Here is a 20,460-nt window from a genome sequence, read left to right as displayed (position 1 = left end):
AATACAGAACTAGACGCGCAATGGAACTGGGGCTTCCAAATTGAAGGTTCTTACCATTTCAACACTGGAAACGACATTACTTTAACTTGGTATCACTTAGATACTGGTTGGAACAACCATGAATTTACTCCTGCTATTGACCCAGATACATTAATTGGTTTTGGTCATAAAAACAGATGGGATGCAGTTAACGGTGAATTCGGTCAGTTCGTTGATTTCAGCGCGAACAAGAAAATCCGTTTCCATGGCGGTTTCCAATTTGCTAGCATCAAGAGAAGCGTCCATGCATTTGGAACAGACTTCGATAATGGTGTTCCAGACTTCACAGTTGGATTTGAAGGAAACACTCAATACAATGGTTTCGGACCACGTACTGGTATCGACATGAACTATGTATTCGGTAACGGTTTTGGTATTTACGCTAAAGCAGCTGGTGCATTGTTAGTTGGTTCACAAAAACACAGCTACAATGTTGACTTCGTTGATGCTGATGGTTCTGTTCCTGTTCTTCCAAATGTGTTCACTGTTGATATCAGCGGAACCAGAACAGCAATCGTTCCAGAATTAGAAGCTAAGTTAGGTGCTAACTACACTTATGCAATGGCACAAGGTGATTTAACTCTGGATGCTGGATACATGTGGTTTAACTACATCCATGCGTTAAACACAACCGTATTGCCAGTTACAGCAACTGACTTCGCTGCTGCTGGTCCTTACTTCGGTCTGAAGTATGTTGGAAACATTTAATTTCTTAATTGATTAAGATCTTATAAAAGCCCGTCATTAGTGATGGGCTTTTTTTTTCTAATGGAGTATTCATGTTTAAGAAAGTAAGTATAGCTGTATTGGGATTGGCCGCAGGTCTAGCTACTGCTGGCAGTATGGGCCCAGTTTGTACGCCAGGTAATGTTACAGTTCCATGCGTAACAAAACTCTGGGACTTTAGCGCTCAAGCGCTCTATTTAAGATCCATCTATGGTAGTGAGAAATCGATACAATACGGTACATTACCAGTAAATAAAGAAATAAAAAATGATTGGAACTGGGGATATTTTTTAGAAGGGTCATATCATTTTAACACCGGCAATGATATTTCCGTTAATTGGATGCACTTCAGTACCTCAACAGATCCTACAGAATTTTTCGGAGTTTTGAACATACCCGTAACAAGTTTACCACCTATTCCAGCGCCATTTGAATTCATTAGCCGCAATAGAATAGACCAGGTTAACGTAGTAATGGGACAACATACTGACATAAGTATGCGTAAGAAAATGCGTTTCTATGCCGGTATGCAATATGCAAATATCCAATCTACATCTACAAATTATTATATAACAGAATTCATTCCCGCTCTTGTGACAAATCCCTTTAGTAAATTCGACAATACTGAATATAAAGGTTTTGGACCGGTAGTTGGAATTGACTATGCATACAACATTACTGACTCACTAAGTGTCACTGCGAATGGAGGCGGCTCAGTTCTCTACGGAACTAATCGATATCATGCAGGTTTTGTAGTATCCCCTACAGAAGCAATTATTGAGCAAGTATCCTTCCGTAAAAGGGGTATTGTTCCAAGCTTGGAAGCAAAACTTGGTATAAATTATGCCCATTCTACACCTATAGGTCTTGCAAATATTCAAGCAGGTTATCAAGTAGTAAATTATTTTCACGTTTTGGAAGAACAGCCATTTCCCAATTTATTTGGTCCAACTCGCCCAGTTGACTATGGCGTTTTTGGTCCATATTTTGGCCTGAAGCTAATTGGAAATGCGTAAGCTAAACTGAATTGTAAATTGCTCAATGAAACCCATAGATTTTCTATGGGTTTTTTTTTAATCAAAGCCAGTTAAGTAACAAATTTTAAGCAAATTTGTGAAAAAGAAGCTAGCCACTCCTTGTTTACCAAGCTATAATTTTCTGCCTTTCCGATGTGGAAGTAAAAATAATGAACAGGAGTACCGCATGCAATATAAAAAAATCATATTGGCCCTAGTCTGTTTGTCATCGCCACTCTATGCGGAACATGATCAGCAGTTGCAACGTCAAATAGCTCGTTTACAAAAGCAAGCACAACAATTACAAACTCAATTAGATTCGCTACAAAAAGAACTGGTGGCTCAGAAAGTAACTCATTCGAGCAAGTCGACTAAAAAGGAGTCGAAAAAGCCAGGGCCTGTTGTTCATAAAAAGCATGAGAAGAAACATGAACAGCAAAAACATGAAAAAATGGTTAAGTATCATTCCTCAACTATAACGGTACATACACCTGAGGAACATCCAGAATCAATAGGGTTTTATCCAACTGCTTTAGTGGCAGAAAATCGAGTTGTAACCTATATTGCAGGAACACCGGTTGTAACTTCTCCTTATTTAGGGGACAGACCTGCTTTTGATGGATCGGATTATATTGTGAATATTTCAAGTATTAACCGAGATATCCGTTTGATGCAACAGCGTCGGAAATTATATAGAGCCTATCGAAATATGGGGTACCCGATTCCTGAAAGGCCAATCATTGCACTTAGTGGAAAAGCAGAGCCTGTTGGCATGATCAATAGTGATTATGTCGGTGGAACAAATGTTGATTTGACTTTAGGCTCTAGTGAGGTAGATGTTGCAGCTGCATTAAATCAAAATGTCGAGGCATATATCGCACTGGCCTATGATGAAAGTCCACCTGATGTTGGCCCAAGAATTAACAATTCAGCGTTTAACCTCAATATGGGCTTCGTGAATATCGGTAACCTGGATAAAACGCCCTTTTACTTTACTGCTGGGCAGTTGTATGTTCCTTTTGGACGTTATTCAAGTTCGATGATCAGTGCTCCGCTGACTTTAAATTTAGCCCGGACTAAAACAAGGCCTTTTATTATAGGTTATAAATCACAAGAAGATACCGGACCATTTGCAGCTACATACATTTATCGAAGTGATACTACCTTGGGGCGCGCTGGCGTAGGTGGCGCGAACTTAGGATATGTCTTTGCATTTAATGAAGTCACTGGTGAAATAGGCGCAAGTTACATCAGCTCTATTGATGATTCTGCTGGAATGCAAAATACTGGCGGTAACCCAGGAACTTTTGGCGGATTTGGATCGCTACTTAACGGAAATGAGCTCGTGCGCAAGACAGAAGCTATGGATGTGTATGGCAACATGGCTTATGACCGATTTAACTTTGCTGCTGAATGGGTTGGTACAATTGAATCATTTAGAGCACAGGATTTAAGTTTTAATGGACGCGGTGCAAAGCCACAGGCATTACAAACAGAAATTGATATGACGTTTAAGGCATTTAATCGACCTGCATCTATTGGCGTTGGTTATCAAAGAACTAAAGAGGCGCTTGCGTTAAACTTGCCAGAGCACCGCTTTATTGGCGTATTTAATATTTCAATCTGGAAAGATACTGTAGAAAGTATCGAATATCGACATGAAATTGATTACGGTTCCAATGATTTTGCCAATGGTGCTTCAGCTCCAGGATTTGTAAACGCACCCACAATAGGTACCGGTGGTACTGCGGATACTGTTTCTGCACAAATCGGGGTTTATTTCTAAAAAATTATTTTTGTACCCTGGGTGAACGCAACTCAGTAACCCAGGGTTTTAGCGCATAAAGATTCTTTGGATTGGCTCGCAACGCTTATCAACCCTACACATAAATTATTATCGATTATAATCCGTTGACTTCCTTCGTGTCGCAGCAATAAATAATTCAAATTGTGCTATCTTTTAACATATAGCGTATTTCATTAGGGAAGGGAGCATGTGTAAAGCGTACATCATGCCAAAGTCCATAGTCACGCCAACGGGTCGAATAATATTGTTATTACGATACAGTGTTCTGTTTATTTTGTTACTCATTTACACTTCATGTTCCTATGCGACTAAAGTGATTGAACTTAATATAAAAGGAACAATTGGACCTGCGACAGCAGATTATATTATTCGTAGTATCGATAATTCACAACATGCAGATTTAATCCTAATTACTATTGATACTCCTGGGGGACTTGATGAAGCAACCCGAACAATAGTTCAAAAATTTCTATCCTCTAATATTCCTATAGTGACTTATGTAAGCCCAAATGGTGCACGTGCGGCAAGCGCTGGTACTTATTTGCTTTATGCCAGTACTTTGGCGGCTATGGCTCCAGGAACGCAACTGGGAGCAGCGAGTCCGGTTAATTTAGCAGCAACAGGTTTCGGCGATGTGGCCAACTCAGATAAACAAACTACGATGGATAAAAAAATTACCAATGATGCTGTAGCCACAATACGGTCATTGGCTCAATTGAGAGGGCGTAATCCAGATTTTGCACAAAAAGCGGTTTTGAATGCTGAAACACTAACCGCTACAGAAGCTTTAAAGGAAGGTGTGATTAATTTCATTGCAAATGATGAGAAGGAATTACTGACCCAGTTGAACGGCGTATCAGTAATGCAAAACAATCAAAAAATAATACTTCATACCAATAATTCACAGACTGAACTCATTAAACCTGATTGGCGTACACGGTTTTTATCGATAATTACGGATCCAACAGTAGCTTATCTTCTTCTTTTACTGGGTATATACGGTATTTTTTTCGAGTTGGTTAATCCAGGACATTTATTTCCCGGAGTGATTGGTGCGATATCAATGTGTATCGCACTTTATGCGCTGCAATTATTACCGATTAACTATGCTGGTTTCTTTCTTATTATATTGGGAATAGCATTTATTATAGGAGAAGCATTTGTTCCTGCTTACGGTTCTCTGGGAGTAGGAGGAACTATTGCATTTATTATTGGTTCTATTATGTTAATTGATGCCGATAATCAAATGTATCATATTGCTTGGTCGGCAATAGGAGCAATGGCCTTTGTGAATATTCTCTTTTTTGTGATCATTCTCGGGATGGTGGTAAAAGCAAGGCGACAAAATGTAAAACATGGGTTAAGCGTTTTGATGGGAGCCAAAGGTCATACCCTTGGCAATGTAAATCTTGAAGGACAGGCAATGATTCGCGGTGAGATTTGGAGCGTGCACTCCAAACAGCCCATTGCAGCAAACACGCCAATAAAAGTAATCGGGACTTCAGGACTTAAATTGGAAATTGAAGAAGATTTGGGTAATCAAGGAGGTTAAAATGGGACCATTTTTAACGGTGATCATCGTAGCAATTTTAATACTTTTGATCTCGGCAGTTAAAGTCTTTCGAGAGTATGAGCGCGGTGTTGTATTTATGTTAGGACGGTTCTGGAAAGTTAAAGGGCCTGGTTTAGTGCTTATTATTCCAGTGATTCAACAGGTAGTACGGGTCGATTTACGTACTATAGTTATGGACGTTCCGAGCCAAGATGTGATCTCTAAAGATAACGTTTCAGTACGGGTCAATGCGGTCTTATATTTTCGAGTGGTGGTTCCAGAAAATGCAATTATCCAAGTAGAAAATTACTATGAAGCAACCAGTCAATTGGCGCAAACAACGCTTCGTTCAGTGTTAGGACAACATGAACTGGATGAAATGCTTTCTGAACGCGAGCGCTTAAATAGTGACGTACAAAAAATACTGGATTCACAAACCGATAACTGGGGCATTAAAGTGTCTAATGTCGAAATAAAACGTGTCGATTTGGATGAAAGCATGATCCGCGCAATTGCCAGACAAGCTGAAGCTGAGCGTGAACGACGTGCTAAAGTGATTCATGCTGAAGGAGAGTTACAAGCGTCAGATAAATTACTGCAAGCATCTCAAGTTTTGGCTCAACAACCCCAGGCTATGCAATTACGTTATTTGCAAACATTAGCCGCTATAGCGGGCAATAATAACTCTACCATTGTGTTCCCAATGCCAATAGAGCTGGGTGATTTCTTGGCCAATATGGCGACAAAAAAATCATAGCTTCAATTAGAACCATCTCCTGGGTGAAGGCAAAGCCGTACCCCAGGGCCTTAGCCCAAAGGTTATGAATCATTTGGCAAATATCAATACAATCTTTCGTTTATCCGACTTTTATGATAGAACACTCCTTTTGAAGAATTCATGAGGTTTTTATTGTGTCGATTAAATCAGATAGATGGATAGAAAAGATGGCGCTTGAACATGGAATGATATCTCCATTTCAACCAGGGCAAGTGCGTGAAAATGAAAATGGAAGAATTATTTCATATGGTGTGTCAAGCTATGGATATGACGTGCGTTGTGCGAATGAATTTAAAATTTTTACGAATATAAATTCTGCTATTGTGGATCCGAAAGCTTTTGATGAAAACAGCTTTGTCGATGTGCAGTCCGACGTATGTATTATTCCTCCCAACTCGTTTGCCTTAGCAAGAACTGTAGAGTATTTTCGAATTCCACGAAATATCCTGACTATCTGTCTTGGTAAGTCGACTTACGCACGTTGTGGGATTATCGTGAATGTGACACCTTTGGAGCCCGAGTGGGAAGGTCATGTGACTCTGGAGTTTTCAAATACTACCACATTACCCGCTAAAATTTATGCACATGAGGGTGTGGCACAAATGCTGTTTCTGGAGGCCTCTGAAGTTTGCGCTGTTTCATATCGTGATCGTGGTGGAAAATATCAGGGACAAACAGGGGTTACTTTGCCTCGCACATAACCTAGCGAATAGGCAATAAATTTTGTGGCTCGAAAGGTTGGTAAGCCATCGCCACAAAGCTAAATAATAACGGTAGTTCCCATGAAGGCGCAAACCTATTTCTTGGAAGGCACAGTCCTGCTATAAGAATAGGTCCCCGCCTTCGCGGGAATGATGAAGATCATTACCTTAATGGGGCTTCCCCATCTGAGGTTTGGACATAACGCTCCTGGTCCAGTGCTCAGATTAATATAAGATATAAAACAAACTTACCTTATTCTTCATCAGGTAATTTATATTTATCACGCGAGGCATCAACACGTTCACGTAATTCTTTTCCCGGCTTAAAGTGCGGACTATATTTGGCTTTAGTCACTACTTTTTCACCCGTTTTGGGATTATGCGCATTACGTGGCGGTCTGTAATGAAGAGAAAAACTGCCAAATCCCCGAATTTCTATTCTTTGATTTTTAATGAGTGCTTCACTCATTAATTCTAATATTCTATTTATGCCATCAGCCACTTGCTTTTCAGTAAGATGCGTCATTCGAGCAGCGATGTGTTCAATGAGTTCCGATTTGATCATACCCACCTCGTGTTGTCGCGTGTATCAAAGTCTGCAACCAATACAGATTAGGTGCTGACAATTGTCCCTTGTTTTATAAGTATAGACTGGGAAAAAAATTATTCAATATTTTCAAGACGGTTAGTCAAAAGTTGTTTTTCGTGTATGAATATAGGCGAAAACTACGCCCCAGCTCATTTCAACTTTGGTACGTGCTGTTACCATAAAATGAGTACAGGATAGTGCTTTGCTGGTTGTAATTACGGTATTCAGATGCGGTAGTTGATCCAGTTTAATACAGAGGTTTTCCCATATTGGACCAAAAAAGGCAGTGGAATTAATAAAAACAAGCGTTGCATCACTCAGATTCGCTTCAAGAAAATCACCTAAAATAAACTGAATCTTCTTTGCTTGTTCGGTGTAGTCCTTCATTGCTGCCAGTTGCTCGGCACGTTTGCATGCATCGAAGTAGAGTTGGGGAAATAATTCGACTCCAGCACTTTTGCGGACGGGGAAAACCATGCTGCACGCTAATACTGCTTTGCCTACTCCCGAACCTAAGTCATAGAATACGGTGTTTTCATCTGGGTTGGTTAAGGACAATAGTGCGATAAATGATAAAAACTCAATTTCTCCGTAAGCATATTCCATCGCATCATGGTTCTGGCGAGCATTCTGAGAAAGCAGAAAGCCGTTGGCATCTGTATAAATTTGGCGAAATGCTTGGGCGTGCTTTTGTAGATTTAATGATTTTTGCCAACGGTTCACACTGCTCTGTTTGCTTTTGCACTTAAAATGAAGAAGTAACGTTAAGAGTACAAGGAGCAAACAAACAAAATAAAGTGTCGAGTGACCCAAGAGTAAATCCTTAATTAAATGTGCAGCTAATTTTAGCTATTGCTCCGGAACCTTATAGAATAATACCAGCATCAGGACGTACGAAAAATCTCAAGGTCGAGGCAAAAAATGTTTTTAATGAGGGAGTTTAGATAGACTAAATGACCGAATTAAAAACATTTTTTAACAAAGAGATTGGGGTTTTTCGTAAGTCCTGAGTATATCTTATTAGCATAGTGAGAGGCTATGTGTTTCCACTTTAAGAGTAAGCAAGACATGCAATTGATTTTTCTTTGCGCCTACATTTAATCAGTTTAAAGAAGGGAGACACCAGTTTGTGCGCATAAATTTGATATTGTGATGTATTTTCCCTCATTAATCCCATATAATCATCATGGATAAAAACGGATATATGTCTTATTGCAATATAATCGAGTAAAATTTCTGCATGTAGTATAGAATTATAGTGTTAAGTATTATTTTTGTTAAATGATTCTGTTTCTAGAAACGGGAGTAGCTGTTTAAATTATGTCTTATGATGTTTATAGTTAATATTTCCTTAATTTTGATTCATTAGAATGAAGTTATATTGAGGGGTAGGAGAGCATTATGGCTGGTTTTTTTAGTAATCGAGCTTATCTACATCATGAACCTAGGCCACGCGTAGAATATAATTTTATCAATGTTGGTAATGAACAATTTCATGCGGTTGCTGTAGCTCTGATCGACTCGTTACAAAGCATTTCCCAACGAGGCAATGATGCTACCTTGAAAAAAATTTTGGAGCGTTTTTATCTTCATTTCCCAAAATATGTTAGTAATCAACCTTATTTAACACTTTCAGAACGTATGGGTATGTTACTCAATACGTCTCGCAAGTCAGAGTTAGTGGAATGCATGGCTTATGTGCTACGCCAGCTTGCAGTGGATGAGATATATACGCATCCATTAATGTATCGTGAAGTATTTGATGGGTTAAGTGCTGACACGCCAAAAAGTTATTTGCGTGATCCAGAGGTCGAACTGCCATCAAGCGCTTTAAAGGCCTTGGCTCAGGTGCTGGGGGTTAGTATTACGCTATCTTTTAAAGAACTTGGAAAGGAACTGAGGAAAAGAGATGTATATGATGGAGAAGCATGATGTCTAATAAAATTAATTTAGTAATTCAAGTGCAAGGGGATCAGTATTTCCCCGCTGTAAAGCATAAAGCAGATTTTGCATATGTTGGTCAATTAGCCATTAATGCTCCTAAACCTGTTGAAAATACAAAAGAGCAGGGGGAAACTCTAAGCGATATTATGGCGCTGATTGCGGAGGACAATAAACAAATACTGCAGTCTTATGAACAATGGCGTAAGACTATTTTAAGCATGGTTGTTGCAGGCGAATTATCCCGTGAGCAATTAATGGGTCTCTATATTACCTTTTTACCTGCTCAAACGAACAATACACTAGCGGCTGTTCTTGAGCAATCAAACAGAAAATCTGTTATTGCTGGTGTTCCCCAAGAACGAGAACAACAAACGATCGAACTGTTAGCAAACGCTTTATCGAGTTGGATTAGCACAAAACAAGTTGAGCCTGATAGTTTATTTGAGCAAATAGAAAATCAATCTACTGTTGCATTGAGATAAATTTTTGAATATGCGAAGCAGAGTCCGGTTTATATACGCTACATTCCCTCGTCTGCTTCTAGGGTAAACATTCGTCCTTTATTCACTCAACGGCTGTATTTGGTACCTCTTAGGCGAAAATAAATCTTCGGAAGTCTCACATACGGATTTATGCTATGTTTTCTCTGAGTTATTTTCACGCAACCTGCGCTCAAATCCAACCGTTGCCTAAGATTCAAGCATCCTCCTGAACGCTTGCCTTCTAGGTTTGTGCAATTACAAAAATCCGTGCTCATTCATCCATTCATCATTAGCAAATTTAGACATATAATTACGAATTGAATCAGGCAAAATAACCAGGCATTTTTGGCCTTTACTTAAAGATTTGGCAGCCTGTAGAGCCGCCCACATTGCTGCCCCAGAAGAACCTCCTACCAGTAAGCCTTCTTCTCGAATTAAATCTCTTGCAGTTCGGAATGAATCCTGATCATTTGTTTTAATGTACTTATCAATTAAACTATTATCTAAAACTTGCGGGAAGAAATCATAACCTATCCCTTCCACATCATAGGATTTAACTTCAGTTCCACCACCAAGAATTGAACCTTCAGGATCAGCACCAATGATCTTAATCTCTGAATTATATTCTTTAAGTCGTTTTGCAATACCTGTAATTGTTCCTCCAGTGCCAACTCCCGCAACAACCATATGCAAGTCTTTGCCAAAATCATCAATAATTTCTTGTGCGGTGCCATAATAGTGGGCATTAGGATTATTGGGATTGGCATACTGATCAAGGATATAAGAATTAGGAATTTCTGCTTGCAGCCTTTTAGCTAAAGAAATATGGCTTTCCGGATCGTCATAAGCAGCTTCTGTTGGGGTACGATAAATCTTTGCTCCTAAGCGCTCAAGTACAGACTGTTTTTCCTGACTCATTTTTTCGGGCATAGTGATGATTACTTTGTAACCTAATACCGCACCTGCTAACGCAATGCCTATTCCTGTATTCCCGGATGTAGGCTCAATTAGTGTATAACCAGGCTTGATATGGCCATCTCGCTCTGCATGAATAACCATTTCATACCCAATACGATCCTTAACAGAGCCACCTGGATTAAAAAACTCACATTTTGCATACAGTTCGCAATCGAGAGCGCGTCCTAGGCGATTAATTTTTACCACAGGGGTCTGTCCAATGGTGGCAAGTATATTGGGATAAATCATATTAAGTCCTTTATTAAGAGTGGTTTGATTTTGATTATATGGTTTTTAAGTGAAAAAAAAAATTCTTGGTAGATTTGGGTGGTGATTTTGACTTTTTTAATTTATATTTATTTTTCGAACTAACAAAGCAGGGAGCTAAATATGATAAATTTAAAGTCACTTAAGTGGTGTTTGGGTATTGCTTTAACTTTGGGATTATGTGCATGCATGGATATGCAGCGTTCAGAGCAAATGAATGCCCAAGGATATGAACAAATGAATACCCAGAACAAGCCACAAACAGTAAATAAACCTAAAGCGCAAAAGACCTACGCTTCAAAAGATCCTACTCAAAAAGCAACTCCTGGGCCCAAACGCAATGCCGCACCACAAATTCCTGTAATACAATAATGTTGTGCATCTAAGTCAACTTTCCCGCTGTAAAAGCGGGAAAGCAGTGTTCCATATTTTAAAACGTACAGCTTCATCATCTCTGGCTATACGGTCCTGTTCCAGCTCTCTCTTGAATTTCCATTAAATCCAGTCCATCTTTAATCATTTCATCTCGTACAAATTGTCGAGAAGCATACTCCCCAAAGAAACTCATTTTTTTCTTATCAGCTTTTTCAATGCCTCGATGAGATGTTCTTGCATTTTTGTGATCCGGCGTTATTGTTTGAGCCGGACGAATAATTCTTTTTTCTTTCATACTTAAACCTTATTTTCCTATAAATTTTTAATAAGTCGTCCTTGAATTTTCAGAAGCAAAATCCATTTTTGCTTCAAATAATTTAATGCTTTTAATGGGGCATGATTATATAAATAAAAGAGACATACCCCAAATTAACAGAGCAACTATGCAATCGATTCACCTGGGTTTATCAGGCGAAAAGAATCACTCGGGTGCAATCATTTTTTCTGGTCTGACTAATTCCGCAAAACGTTCTGCTGTTAAAATCCCAAGTTTGACCGCTGCTTCTTGTAAGGAAGAATTGTCTTGATGCGCAGTTTTAGCAATTTTAGCTGCTTTGTCATAGCCTATGTGTTGATTGAGGGCTGTGACGAGCATTAAGGAATGATGCAGGTAATAGTCAATAACCTTGTGATTGGCTTCGATCCCTTCGGCACAAAACTCTTGGAATGAATGACACGTATCAGCCAGCAAGTTAAGTGAATGAAGTACATTAAAAATGATCACGGGTTTAAATACATTCAGTTCAAAATTACCCTGACTGTCGGCTATGCCCACAGTGGCATCATTTCCCAGAACTTGCGCACAAACCATGGTCATGGCTTCACATTGAGTGGGATTGACTTTCCCGGGCATAATGGACGATCCAGGCTCATTTTCTGGAATAACTAACTCACCAATACCACAACGTGGGCCGGAAGCTAACCAGCGAATGTCATTTGCAATTTTCATTAAGGCGCAAGCCAGTGTTTTCATCGCACCGTGAGCATTAACTAACGGTTCATGGGATGCCAGAGCAGCAAATTTATTATCTGCACTAATAAATGGTAATTGGGTAATTTGCGCGATATGTTGTGCTACTTTGGTAGCAAATTGAGGATGGGTGTTTAACCCCGTTCCTACCGCAGTGCCGCCGGCAGCCAATTCATATAATTCGGGCAATACACCTTCAAGTCGATGGAGGCAGGCATCAAGTTGGGCAACATAACCAGAAAATTCCTGCCCTAAAGTAATGGGAACCGCATCTTGTAAATGAGTGCGACCTATTTTGACTATATCCTTGAATGCAGCCATTTTGATAGCGAAGGCATCACGTAAGTTTTTTACTGCAGGGATAAGTTTCTTATTGAAGGCAATAGCAGCCGCAATATGCATGGCGGTTGGAAATGTATCATTTGAAGACTGAGACATATTCACATGATCGTTAGGGTGAACTGGTGATTTACTCCCCATGGTTCCGCCAGCCAATTCAATCGCACGATTGGAGATAACTTCATTGGCATTCATGTTGGATTGGGTACCGCTTCCTGTTTGCCATACATGCAAAGGAAAATGATCGTCTAACATCCCTTTGCTGACTTCATCGGCAGCTTGAATAATTAAATCCGCTTTATCTTTAGGTAATTTATCCAAATCCAGGTTGGTTAATGCGGCAGCCTTTTTTAAGATACCAAAGGCATGAGTGACTTCGCGTGGCATAATGTCCTTGCCTATATTAAAATGATGTAATGAGCGTTCAGTTTGTGCTCCCCAATACTTATCTGCAGGGACAGCAATTTCACCCATGCTGTCAGATTCTATGCGTGTTGTGCTCATGGTTTTTAATTTCCTTAATGCGTTTAGTGAAATAAAAAATTCTATCACATGGGGCAAAAATAAGTAATTTTTGTTATAGTATTGGCAATTATAGATACGCAGCCCGGATGCAACGACCTGCCTCTTGATCTCATCTGCACCTACGCTCCGCGACTTGTCCGCGACGTTGGAATAGATTTGGGCTGGTTCTTCAGCGATGTGTAGAAGATTCAGATGTAACGAAGTGGAACCCAGGCTACGTAAGAGAACCAATAAACACATGAGAGCCGTACGCATTTATCAATCTGGAAACTACCATCCAGGCCAGCTTTTAGAATTATCTCCTGAAGCCAGTCAGCATGTTGGTGTTGTTTTGCGCATGCAGGTTGGTGAGCATCTTACTTTATTCTGTGGTGATGATCGCGAGTTTGCAGCCACCATAGAATCAGTGAAAAAAAAGCAAGTTACTGTCCTTATTGAGTCGAGCAAACATGTAAGCCGAGAGTCGCCTTTAGCTATCCATTTAGCACAAGCTATTTCCAAGGGCGAGCGTATGGAATTTGTAATGCAAAAGGCGGTCGAACTGGGCGTAGCGAGCATTACTCCTATTATTACTGAGCGTTGTGTTGTCAAGCTGGATAAAGAACGAATGGCCAAAAAACTGCACCAGTGGCAGGCGATTGTCATTGCTGCGTGTGAACAATCCGGGCGTAATGCGGTTCCCATAGTACATGCACCAATGTCTCTAGAGGACTATATGCATAGGGCTCAAGCTGAATTAAGATTTATCCTGCATCCAGGTGAAGATAAAAACTGGAGCGATTATGCAATTGGCTCGCCTGCGATTGATTTGCTTATTGGCCCCGAAGGCGGGTTAAGCGATCATGAAGTGCAATTTGCTTGTGAGCACGGGTTTCAGCCTTTATCCTTAGGCCCAAGAATTTTACGTACGGAAACCGCTGCGATTACTGCGCTAAGTGTGTTGCAAGCCGTAGGTGGTGATCTATAATAGAACTTGTGGCGAGTTTCTCTTGTAGCAAAAATCGCGAAGAACTGAGTGTTTGAGTGTGGGTTGAATGAAAAATCTTTTGACCGTATCAAGATGATTTGAGTCGATTCAGAAGATTTCTCATTCAAGCTATGCCAAATATAGTTGACGCACAGGGCGATTTGGCAATTAACGAATTTTAAACAACAGAGGTTGAACATGAGTGATCTTATTAAAACGATAACAGATGCAAGCTTCGAACAAGATGTAATCCATGCAAATAAGCCTGTATTAGTTGACTTTTGGGCGGAGTGGTGTGGTCCATGTCGTGCATTGACACCTATATTGGAAGAAGTAGCTGCTACTCATGGTGAGCAAGTGACTTTTGCCAAAATTAATATTGATGAACATCCACAAACACCAGCAAAGTTTGGTGTGATGAGTATTCCCACATTGATTTTATTTAAAAATGGCCAAGTTGAAGCAGTTAAAATGGGCTTGCTTTCAAAATCTCAATTAAGTGCTTTTGTTGAGAGTCACGTTTAATTTTAATTTTTCTATATAAAAAATGTTGTATCTTTTACTAAAGCTGTGATAGCCTGTCTGCAATATGTGATATAATATAAATATATCACATAGGCAGCAGAATCCTTAGCTGCTATTCTTAATAATATTTTTCCCGGATACCCAATTCGATTAATCAACAAATCAAGTGAGAAGTATGAATCTTAGTGAACTTAAGCAATTGCCTATTGCCGATCTTTTTAACATCGCACAAGAGATTGGTGTCGAGAACCCTTCCCGTATGCGCAAACAAGAAATTATTTTTGCCATTCTTAAGGCTCATGCCTTAAAGGGTGAAGACATCCACGGTGACGGTGTTTTAGAAGTCCTGACAGATGGATTTGGTTTCTTGCGTTCTGCCGATGGTTCTTATTTGGCAGGCCCTGATGACATTTATGTATCACCCAGCCAAATCAGACGTTTTGGTTTGCGTTCTGGCGATACTATTTCAGGTAAAATTCGTCCTCCCAAAGACAGCGAGCGTTACTTTGCTTTGTTGAAAGTTGATGAAATCAATTATGATTCACCTGATAGTGCCAAAAGAAAAATTTTATTTGAAAACCTTACTCCTTTGTTTGCTTCAGAACGCCTGGTTATGGAGCAAGGAAATGGCAGTACTGAAGACTTGACCGCGCGGGTAGTTGATTTATGTGCTCCCTTTGGTCGAGGACAACGTGGTCTGATTGTTTCTCCTCCCAAAGCAGGTAAAACATTAATGTTGCAAAACATTGCGCGTTCTATAGAAAAAAATTATCCAGAATGTTACCTCATTGTATTGCTGATTGATGAGCGTCCTGAGGAAGTAACTGAAATGCAACGTTCTGTAAAAGGTGAGGTAGTTGCCAGTACCTTTGATGAACCCGCTAACCGCCATGTTCAAGTTGCTGAAATGGTGATTGAAAAAGCCAAGCGCTTAGTTGAACACAAACGTGACGTAGTTATTTTACTTGACTCAATTACTCGTCTAGCCCGTGCATACAACACCGTGATTCCTTCTTCCGGTAAGGTGTTGACTGGTGGTGTTGATGCGAATGCATTGCAAAGACCCAAGCGTTTATATGGTGCTGCACGTAATATTGAAGAAGGTGGTAGCCTGACTATTATTGCTACGGCGTTGGTGGATACAGGTTCTAAAATGGATGAAGTGATTTATGAAGAATTCAAGGGAACCGGTAACATGGAAATTCACTTGAGTCGTAATATTGCGGAACGTCGTGTTTTCCCTGCGATTAATATTAATCGCTCAGGTACACGTCGTGAGGATCTATTATTAAGTCCGGAAGATCTACAACGAACCTGGATATTGCGGAAAATACTACAATCTATGGATGAGTGCGATGCGATTGAGTTCTTGCTTGAGCGCATGAAAAATCATAAAACCAATGCTGAATTCTTCGATGCAATGAAACGTCAAGAGTAGCATCTGTTATAAAAATTGTAGCCTGGGTGAAGGCTGAGCCCAAACCCGGGAAGGTTTAATTCTTTTCAAAACTGTCATTTGTAACAATAAACCAGATAAAAACTGAGTTCACAAAGCAGTTTTGAGCTTTAAACGAAGGTTTATTTTTAGTTTTGCTATAAACTTTCTCCGGGTTACAGCTGTCTTTACTGCCATTATAGTTAATAAACTAAATGTTCTTCGTCCTGTGGCTTGCCCACCAGGACAAGCCAATGACAGAACAGTTGCGCCTTTACCCAGGCTACTCTAGGGGATAATTAATGAAATACTCTGATCTAAGAGATTTTATTGCACAATTGGAATCACGTAATTTATTAAAACGCATTACTTACCCTGTTTCGCCGTATCTTGAAATGACCACCGTTAGTGATCGGGTGCTACGTTCTGGTGGCCCAGCGCTTCTCTTTACTAACCTCCCACACCATCAAATGCCTGTTTTAACCAATTTGTTTGGTACGGTTGAGCGGGTAGCAATGGGAATGGGGGAAGAAAATATCAGTGCATTGAGGGAGGTAGGCAAATTATTGGCTGCTCTAAAAGAACCCGATCCCCCCAAAGGATTTAAAGATGCATTTAATAAACTTCCATTATTAAAACAGGCATTAAATATGGCACCCAAATATGTAAGCGGTGCAGAATGCCAAACTCATGTCTGGGAAAAAGATGAAGTGGATCTAACTTCCTTACCCATTCAAACGTGCTGGCCTAAAGATGCGGCACCACTAATAACTTGGGGGCTCGTAACCACCAAAGGACCTCATCAAACACGTGAAAATATGGGGATTTATCGACAGCAATTGTTGAATAAGAATCAATTAATCATGCGTTGGTTATCCCATCGAGGAGGGGCATTGGACTACCAGGCCTGGCAACAGGCTTATCCGGGAGAACGTTTTCCAGTTTCCGTGACTTTGGGTGCAGATCCTGCAACGATACTTGCAGCAGTAACGCCTGTACCTGATACCTTGTCTGAGTACGCATTTGCTGGATTATTACGAGGCCAGCGTACTCGATTAACGCGGTGCATTGGGAATGAGCTGCATGTCCCGGCGAGTGCAGAAATTGTTTTAGAAGGTTATTTAGAACCTGGAGTAGAGGCCCCCGAAGGTCCCTACGGAGATCACACAGGTTATTATAATGAAGTACAATCTTTTCCCGTGTTTACTGTGGAACGCATTACTCACCGAGATAATCCTATTTATCATAGTACGTATACTGGCCGACCACCTGATGAACCTGCTATTTTAGGGGTTGCATTAAATGAAGTATTTATTCCCTTGCTGCAAAAGCAATTCCCGGAAATTGTTGATTTCTATTTGCCACCAGAGGGATGTTCTTATCGTTTGGCTGTAGTCACAATAAAGAAGCAGTATCCTGGGCATGCTAAGCGGATTATGATGGCGGTGTGGTCGTTTTTAAGACAATTTATGTATACCAAATTTGTAATCGTCTGTGATGATGATATTGATGCGCGCAATTGGCAGGATGTGATTTGGGCAATGACTACGCGTATGGATCCTGCACGAGATACCGTTATGATGGAAAATACGCCGATTGATTATCTGGATTTTGCGTCTCCTGTTTCGGGTTTGGGTTCAAAAATAGGAATGGATGCGACCAATAAATGGCCAGGTGAGACTCAAAGAGAATGGGGTGAGCCAATTGTGATGGATGAAGAGATTTTAAAAAAGGTCAGTGGGTACTGGTCTTCTCTGGGGTTAGATGAATGAAGGAAAAAACAATTAAAGCTCTTGTAGAGGATATTTCCCCGTTGACAGACAGCATTATGCGTTTGATTTTAACTCCTGAAAAATATGTAGCCTATCAGGCGGGACAATATCTGCAGATACTCTTTGGTGAAGAAGCGTTTAGTTATTCCATTGCTAATGCTCCGTTAGGATCTCATAAATATGAGCTTCACATTCGCCATAGTTTGGAAAATCCTTACAACCAGCGATTATTTGCGCATATAAAGCAGCATGGTTCTGTAAACATCCGCTTACCTTTTGGCGAGTGTTCTATTGAACATTTGCACCCACAACGTCCGATATTGTTTATTGCTGGCGGTACCGGGTTTGCCCCAGTAAAAGCGATGATCGAGCAGTTATTATCTACTTCCGATACTCGGCCTTTTGAGTTATTTTGGGGGGCTCGCTTGCAAAATGATTTATATATGGATGAGAAAGTAACGAGCTGGCAGGAACATGTTAGCCATTTTACTTATGTTTCTTCTGTCTCAGAGGACAATGCAGTGCCTCTTGTTTCTCTTGTACTCGCGAAACATCCTCAGGATCTTGGTGAATGGCAAATAGTCATTAGTGGTCCTTTTGATATGGTATATAGTACACGTGATGCATTAGTAAATAGTGGTATTTCACCCACCCGCTTATTTTCAGATGCATTTAGTTTTGAAGCAAAATAAGGAAGAGTTTTATGGAGACTTTATATCAAATTCTAGGTCTTATTGGCGCTGGAATGATCATTTTTATTTTGTACCGTACGGTAAAAGGTAGTCCTGAACAATTTAGTAAGGAAAATCTAAATAAAAGTTTTTATACGATGGGGGTTTTGGCGCTTGTCTTAATTGGTTTTATAGCGCTTTTGGTTTTAATTTTAAAAAATACTTAGAAACATGCAGCTAAAGTGGAGCTCGGGAGCACTCAATCATTGATAACCCGGGTTTTGCTTTGCTGCATCTAGCCTAAAAATCAGTGTTAATGTGAGGGATTTGTATTCCTATAACGTCCTTCCATTTCTTTTAAATAAGATCCAATATGTGGATTATTAATTGGCATTTTGCTTGTGTCTGCAATCAGCATACACTCTTCAACATATGTAATTTGACTGCTGTCATCAACTAATAACCGATACCAAGGGTTTCGAGTGGCAAATTCGCGTTTAGGAGCTTGTGGATTATAGCGTCCCGAAGCCTGAAATAAGGGGTCAACATCCACTACAATTGCTCTGTAGCGGCTGTTTTTGTGAATCACTAAATCCCCAATGTTGAATTGTGCAATTTTATTCATATAAGCCTCTTTGTTGGGCGTCTTGAATAATATATCGGTAGAAGTTAAAGAAGCTTAACAGTGTATAGAAAGGGAAAACCATAGTGCATCAGGACTTACGAAAAAAACCAATCTCTTCGTTAAAAAATGTTTTTAATTCGATCATTTAGTCTATCTTAACTCCATCATTAAAAACATTTTTTGCCTCGACCTTGGGGTTTTTCGTAAGTCCTGTTCATATATCAAATTGAATTTTATTGAAAGTAAAAATCGTAGCCTGATTTGAAGTGAAGCATAACTAACCCGGGTAACTCCATATGGAATAATGAAGTCCCGGGCTAGGGTAATAGCACTAAAGGTTATATATTTCCTTGTATTATATTAGCCGGCTAAAAATGTACCCAGATTCTCTAGGGCTAGATCAACAGGGGCTTCTATTTCTTTCTGATCTTCAGTTTTATCAAAGAATAAAGAAGCTCTGCCGGTTCTTGCTTTTGAACAAATCAATTTACCTAGTGTAATGACGCTAAGCAGCAGATTGATAATGATGTCTGGCCATGAGGTGTGTCCACTCATAAGGTCATCGTGACTATGCAATCTTGCTTTAATTGTCAATTTAAATTTTTGATATGATTCCTTGCTTGGAAAATGTTTCGAATTTTGGCAGACAAATTGATCGACATCTCTTTTAAGAGCAGTAACAAGTTGTTTAATTACTTTTTTTTCACGCTCAGGTAGCGTGTTTGCATAAGCGTTGATTCCCTCAATTTGGGTATATATGTTTTTCATTTTTAGAGCATATTCTAGAGACTTGCCCTTTTTTCCTTCAAATAACGACAGTACTTGCTTGGCCTTTGCAGGGAGATTTTCTATTTCTACCGGTTTGGCTTCAGCTTCTATGAGCTTAACTACCATTCGGTTAAGGGTGGCTTGCATTTTGATGCCGTTAAAACTGCTTATTTCAGCGGTAATGGTATTAAGCATTTTATCAATATTGCCGGAATCTACATATTCTTTTAATAACCCGTCTTTTGCATTGACAATTTGGCCAATGAATTGTTCGCGCGCCCTTTTATCTCCGGGAAGAAATACATCTTTAATAGAATAATGTTGTTTTCGACCATCGATATACTCGATCAGCACCTTCTTAAGTTCGGCGGCGAGTGCGCCCCGTTCCTTCATTTTTTGTTCTCGTCTTTCTTGTTTCCGATGTTCTTTCTCTTGTTCTCGTTTCTCTTCTTCGCGTCGTTCTCGTTCCCGTTGTTCTTTTTCTTGTTCTCGTTTCTCTAGTTCTCGTCTTTCTCGTTCTCGTTGTTCTTTCTCTTGTTCTCGTTTCTCTTCTTCGCGTCGTTCTCGTTC

Annotated in this window: 21 protein-coding genes and 1 pseudogene; 15 read left to right on the top strand and 7 right to left on the bottom strand. The window is 39.9% G+C overall.

Annotated features, from left to right (window positions below; genetic code table 11):
• The 6 genes from DGG96_RS08315 to dcd all read left to right on the top strand — a co-directional run.
• Positions 1–747: Lpg1974 family pore-forming outer membrane protein (locus tag DGG96_RS08315; protein ID WP_240610445.1), on the top strand; the 747-nt coding region annotated here is incomplete at its 5' end.
• Between the two features lie 71 nt (positions 748–818).
• Entirely contained in the window at positions 819–1,781 is a 963-nt protein-coding gene (locus DGG96_RS08310; protein WP_110142266.1) for an Lpg1974 family pore-forming outer membrane protein, read from the top strand.
• 187 nt (positions 1,782–1,968) lie between these two features.
• Positions 1,969–3,567 (top strand): LbtU family siderophore porin, encoded by a 1,599-nt coding sequence (locus DGG96_RS08305; protein ID WP_110142265.1) that lies wholly within the window; start codon positions 1,969–1,971, stop codon positions 3,565–3,567.
• A 208-nt stretch (positions 3,568–3,775) separates the two neighbouring features.
• Positions 3,776–5,140 (top strand): NfeD family protein, encoded by a 1,365-nt coding sequence (locus DGG96_RS08300; RefSeq protein WP_407656322.1) that lies wholly within the window; start codon positions 3,776–3,778, stop codon positions 5,138–5,140.
• 1 nt (position 5,141) lies between these two features.
• Positions 5,142–5,897 carry a slipin family protein gene (locus DGG96_RS08295; protein ID WP_110142264.1) on the top strand — a complete coding sequence of 252 codons (756 nt, stop codon included), beginning with the start codon at positions 5,142–5,144 and terminating at the stop codon, positions 5,895–5,897.
• Positions 5,898–6,052: 155 nt separating this feature from the next.
• Entirely contained in the window at positions 6,053–6,619 is a 567-nt protein-coding gene (dcd, locus tag DGG96_RS08290) for a dCTP deaminase (RefSeq protein WP_058468610.1), read from the top strand.
• Positions 6,620–6,872: 253 nt separating this feature from the next.
• Here dcd and DGG96_RS08285 read toward each other — a convergent pair whose 3' ends face one another.
• Both DGG96_RS08285 and DGG96_RS08280 read right to left on the bottom strand, forming a co-directional pair.
• Positions 6,873–7,184 (bottom strand): integration host factor subunit beta, encoded by a 312-nt coding sequence (locus DGG96_RS08285; RefSeq protein WP_058459016.1) that lies wholly within the window; start codon positions 7,182–7,184, stop codon positions 6,873–6,875.
• Positions 7,185–7,304: 120 nt separating this feature from the next.
• Positions 7,305–8,021 (bottom strand): class I SAM-dependent methyltransferase, encoded by a 717-nt coding sequence (locus tag DGG96_RS08280; protein WP_110142263.1) that lies wholly within the window; start codon positions 8,019–8,021, stop codon positions 7,305–7,307.
• 588 nt (positions 8,022–8,609) lie between these two features.
• Here DGG96_RS08280 and DGG96_RS08275 point away from each other — a divergent pair.
• Entirely contained in the window at positions 8,610–9,140 is a 531-nt protein-coding gene (locus DGG96_RS08275; protein WP_110142262.1) for a transposase, read from the top strand.
• On the top strand, positions 9,137–9,634 hold the full coding sequence (locus tag DGG96_RS08270) for a hypothetical protein (protein ID WP_233590527.1): 498 nt from the start codon (positions 9,137–9,139) through the stop codon (positions 9,632–9,634). Before DGG96_RS08275 ends, DGG96_RS08270 begins: the two co-directional genes overlap by 4 nt.
• Positions 9,635–9,889: 255 nt before the next feature.
• Here the strand turns inward: DGG96_RS08270 and DGG96_RS08265 are convergent, their stop codons facing one another.
• Positions 9,890–10,840 (bottom strand): pyridoxal-phosphate dependent enzyme, encoded by a 951-nt coding sequence (locus tag DGG96_RS08265; RefSeq protein ID WP_110142260.1) that lies wholly within the window; start codon positions 10,838–10,840, stop codon positions 9,890–9,892.
• A gap of 141 nt (positions 10,841–10,981) precedes the next feature.
• On the opposite strand from DGG96_RS08265, the gene DGG96_RS08260 reads away from it, so the two are divergent.
• Positions 10,982–11,230 carry a hypothetical protein gene (locus tag DGG96_RS08260; RefSeq protein ID WP_110142259.1) on the top strand — a complete coding sequence of 83 codons (249 nt, stop codon included), beginning with the start codon at positions 10,982–10,984 and terminating at the stop codon, positions 11,228–11,230.
• A 76-nt stretch (positions 11,231–11,306) separates the two neighbouring features.
• Here DGG96_RS08260 and DGG96_RS08255 read toward each other — a convergent pair whose 3' ends face one another.
• A complete protein-coding gene (locus DGG96_RS08255; RefSeq protein WP_110142258.1) occupies positions 11,307–11,528 on the bottom strand; it encodes a hypothetical protein in 222 nt (73 codons plus the stop codon).
• A gap of 186 nt (positions 11,529–11,714) precedes the next feature.
• A complete protein-coding gene (gene fumC / locus DGG96_RS08250; RefSeq protein WP_110142295.1) occupies positions 11,715–13,106 on the bottom strand; it encodes a class II fumarate hydratase in 1,392 nt (463 codons plus the stop codon).
• A 259-nt stretch (positions 13,107–13,365) separates the two neighbouring features.
• On the opposite strand from fumC, the gene DGG96_RS08245 reads away from it, so the two are divergent.
• The 6 genes from DGG96_RS08245 to DGG96_RS08220 all read left to right on the top strand — a co-directional run bounded on the left by DGG96_RS08245 (position 13,366) and on the right by DGG96_RS08220 (position 18,724).
• On the top strand, positions 13,366–14,094 hold the full coding sequence (locus tag DGG96_RS08245; RefSeq protein WP_110142257.1) for a 16S rRNA (uracil(1498)-N(3))-methyltransferase: 729 nt from the start codon (positions 13,366–13,368) through the stop codon (positions 14,092–14,094).
• 198 nt (positions 14,095–14,292) lie between these two features.
• Positions 14,293–14,619: a thioredoxin gene (trxA, locus tag DGG96_RS08240; protein ID WP_110142256.1), complete on the top strand. Its 327-nt coding sequence runs from the start codon at positions 14,293–14,295 to the stop codon at positions 14,617–14,619.
• 175 nt (positions 14,620–14,794) lie between these two features.
• Positions 14,795–16,057, top strand: coding sequence for a transcription termination factor Rho (rho, locus tag DGG96_RS08235; protein WP_110142255.1), 1,263 nt, complete (start codon positions 14,795–14,797; stop codon positions 16,055–16,057).
• A 299-nt stretch (positions 16,058–16,356) separates the two neighbouring features.
• Positions 16,357–17,826, top strand: coding sequence for a 4-hydroxy-3-polyprenylbenzoate decarboxylase (ubiD, locus tag DGG96_RS08230; RefSeq protein WP_110142254.1), 1,470 nt, complete (start codon positions 16,357–16,359; stop codon positions 17,824–17,826).
• The gene (locus tag DGG96_RS08225) at positions 17,823–18,518 is read left to right on the top strand and encodes an NAD(P)H-flavin reductase (RefSeq protein ID WP_110142253.1); all 696 of its coding nucleotides are present in this window, start codon (positions 17,823–17,825) and stop codon (positions 18,516–18,518) included. Before ubiD ends, DGG96_RS08225 begins: the two co-directional genes overlap by 4 nt.
• Positions 18,519–18,529: 11 nt before the next feature.
• Positions 18,530–18,724 (top strand): hypothetical protein, encoded by a 195-nt coding sequence (locus DGG96_RS08220; protein ID WP_110142252.1) that lies wholly within the window; start codon positions 18,530–18,532, stop codon positions 18,722–18,724.
• Positions 18,725–18,810: 86 nt separating this feature from the next.
• On the opposite strand, the gene hspQ is transcribed toward DGG96_RS08220, so the two are convergent.
• Together hspQ and DGG96_RS08205 are read right to left on the bottom strand one after the other, a co-directional pair.
• Positions 18,811–19,122 carry a heat shock protein HspQ gene (hspQ, locus tag DGG96_RS08215; protein ID WP_110142251.1) on the bottom strand — a complete coding sequence of 104 codons (312 nt, stop codon included), beginning with the start codon at positions 19,120–19,122 and terminating at the stop codon, positions 18,811–18,813.
• Between the two features lie 360 nt (positions 19,123–19,482).
• Positions 19,483–20,460 (bottom strand): annotated as a pseudogene (locus DGG96_RS08205) (hypothetical protein); the annotation flags it as partial.

Source organism: Legionella qingyii (assembly GCF_003184185.1).
The sequence above is the reverse complement of the archived record's forward strand: the minus strand, read 5'-3'. Positions and strand labels throughout refer to the sequence as shown.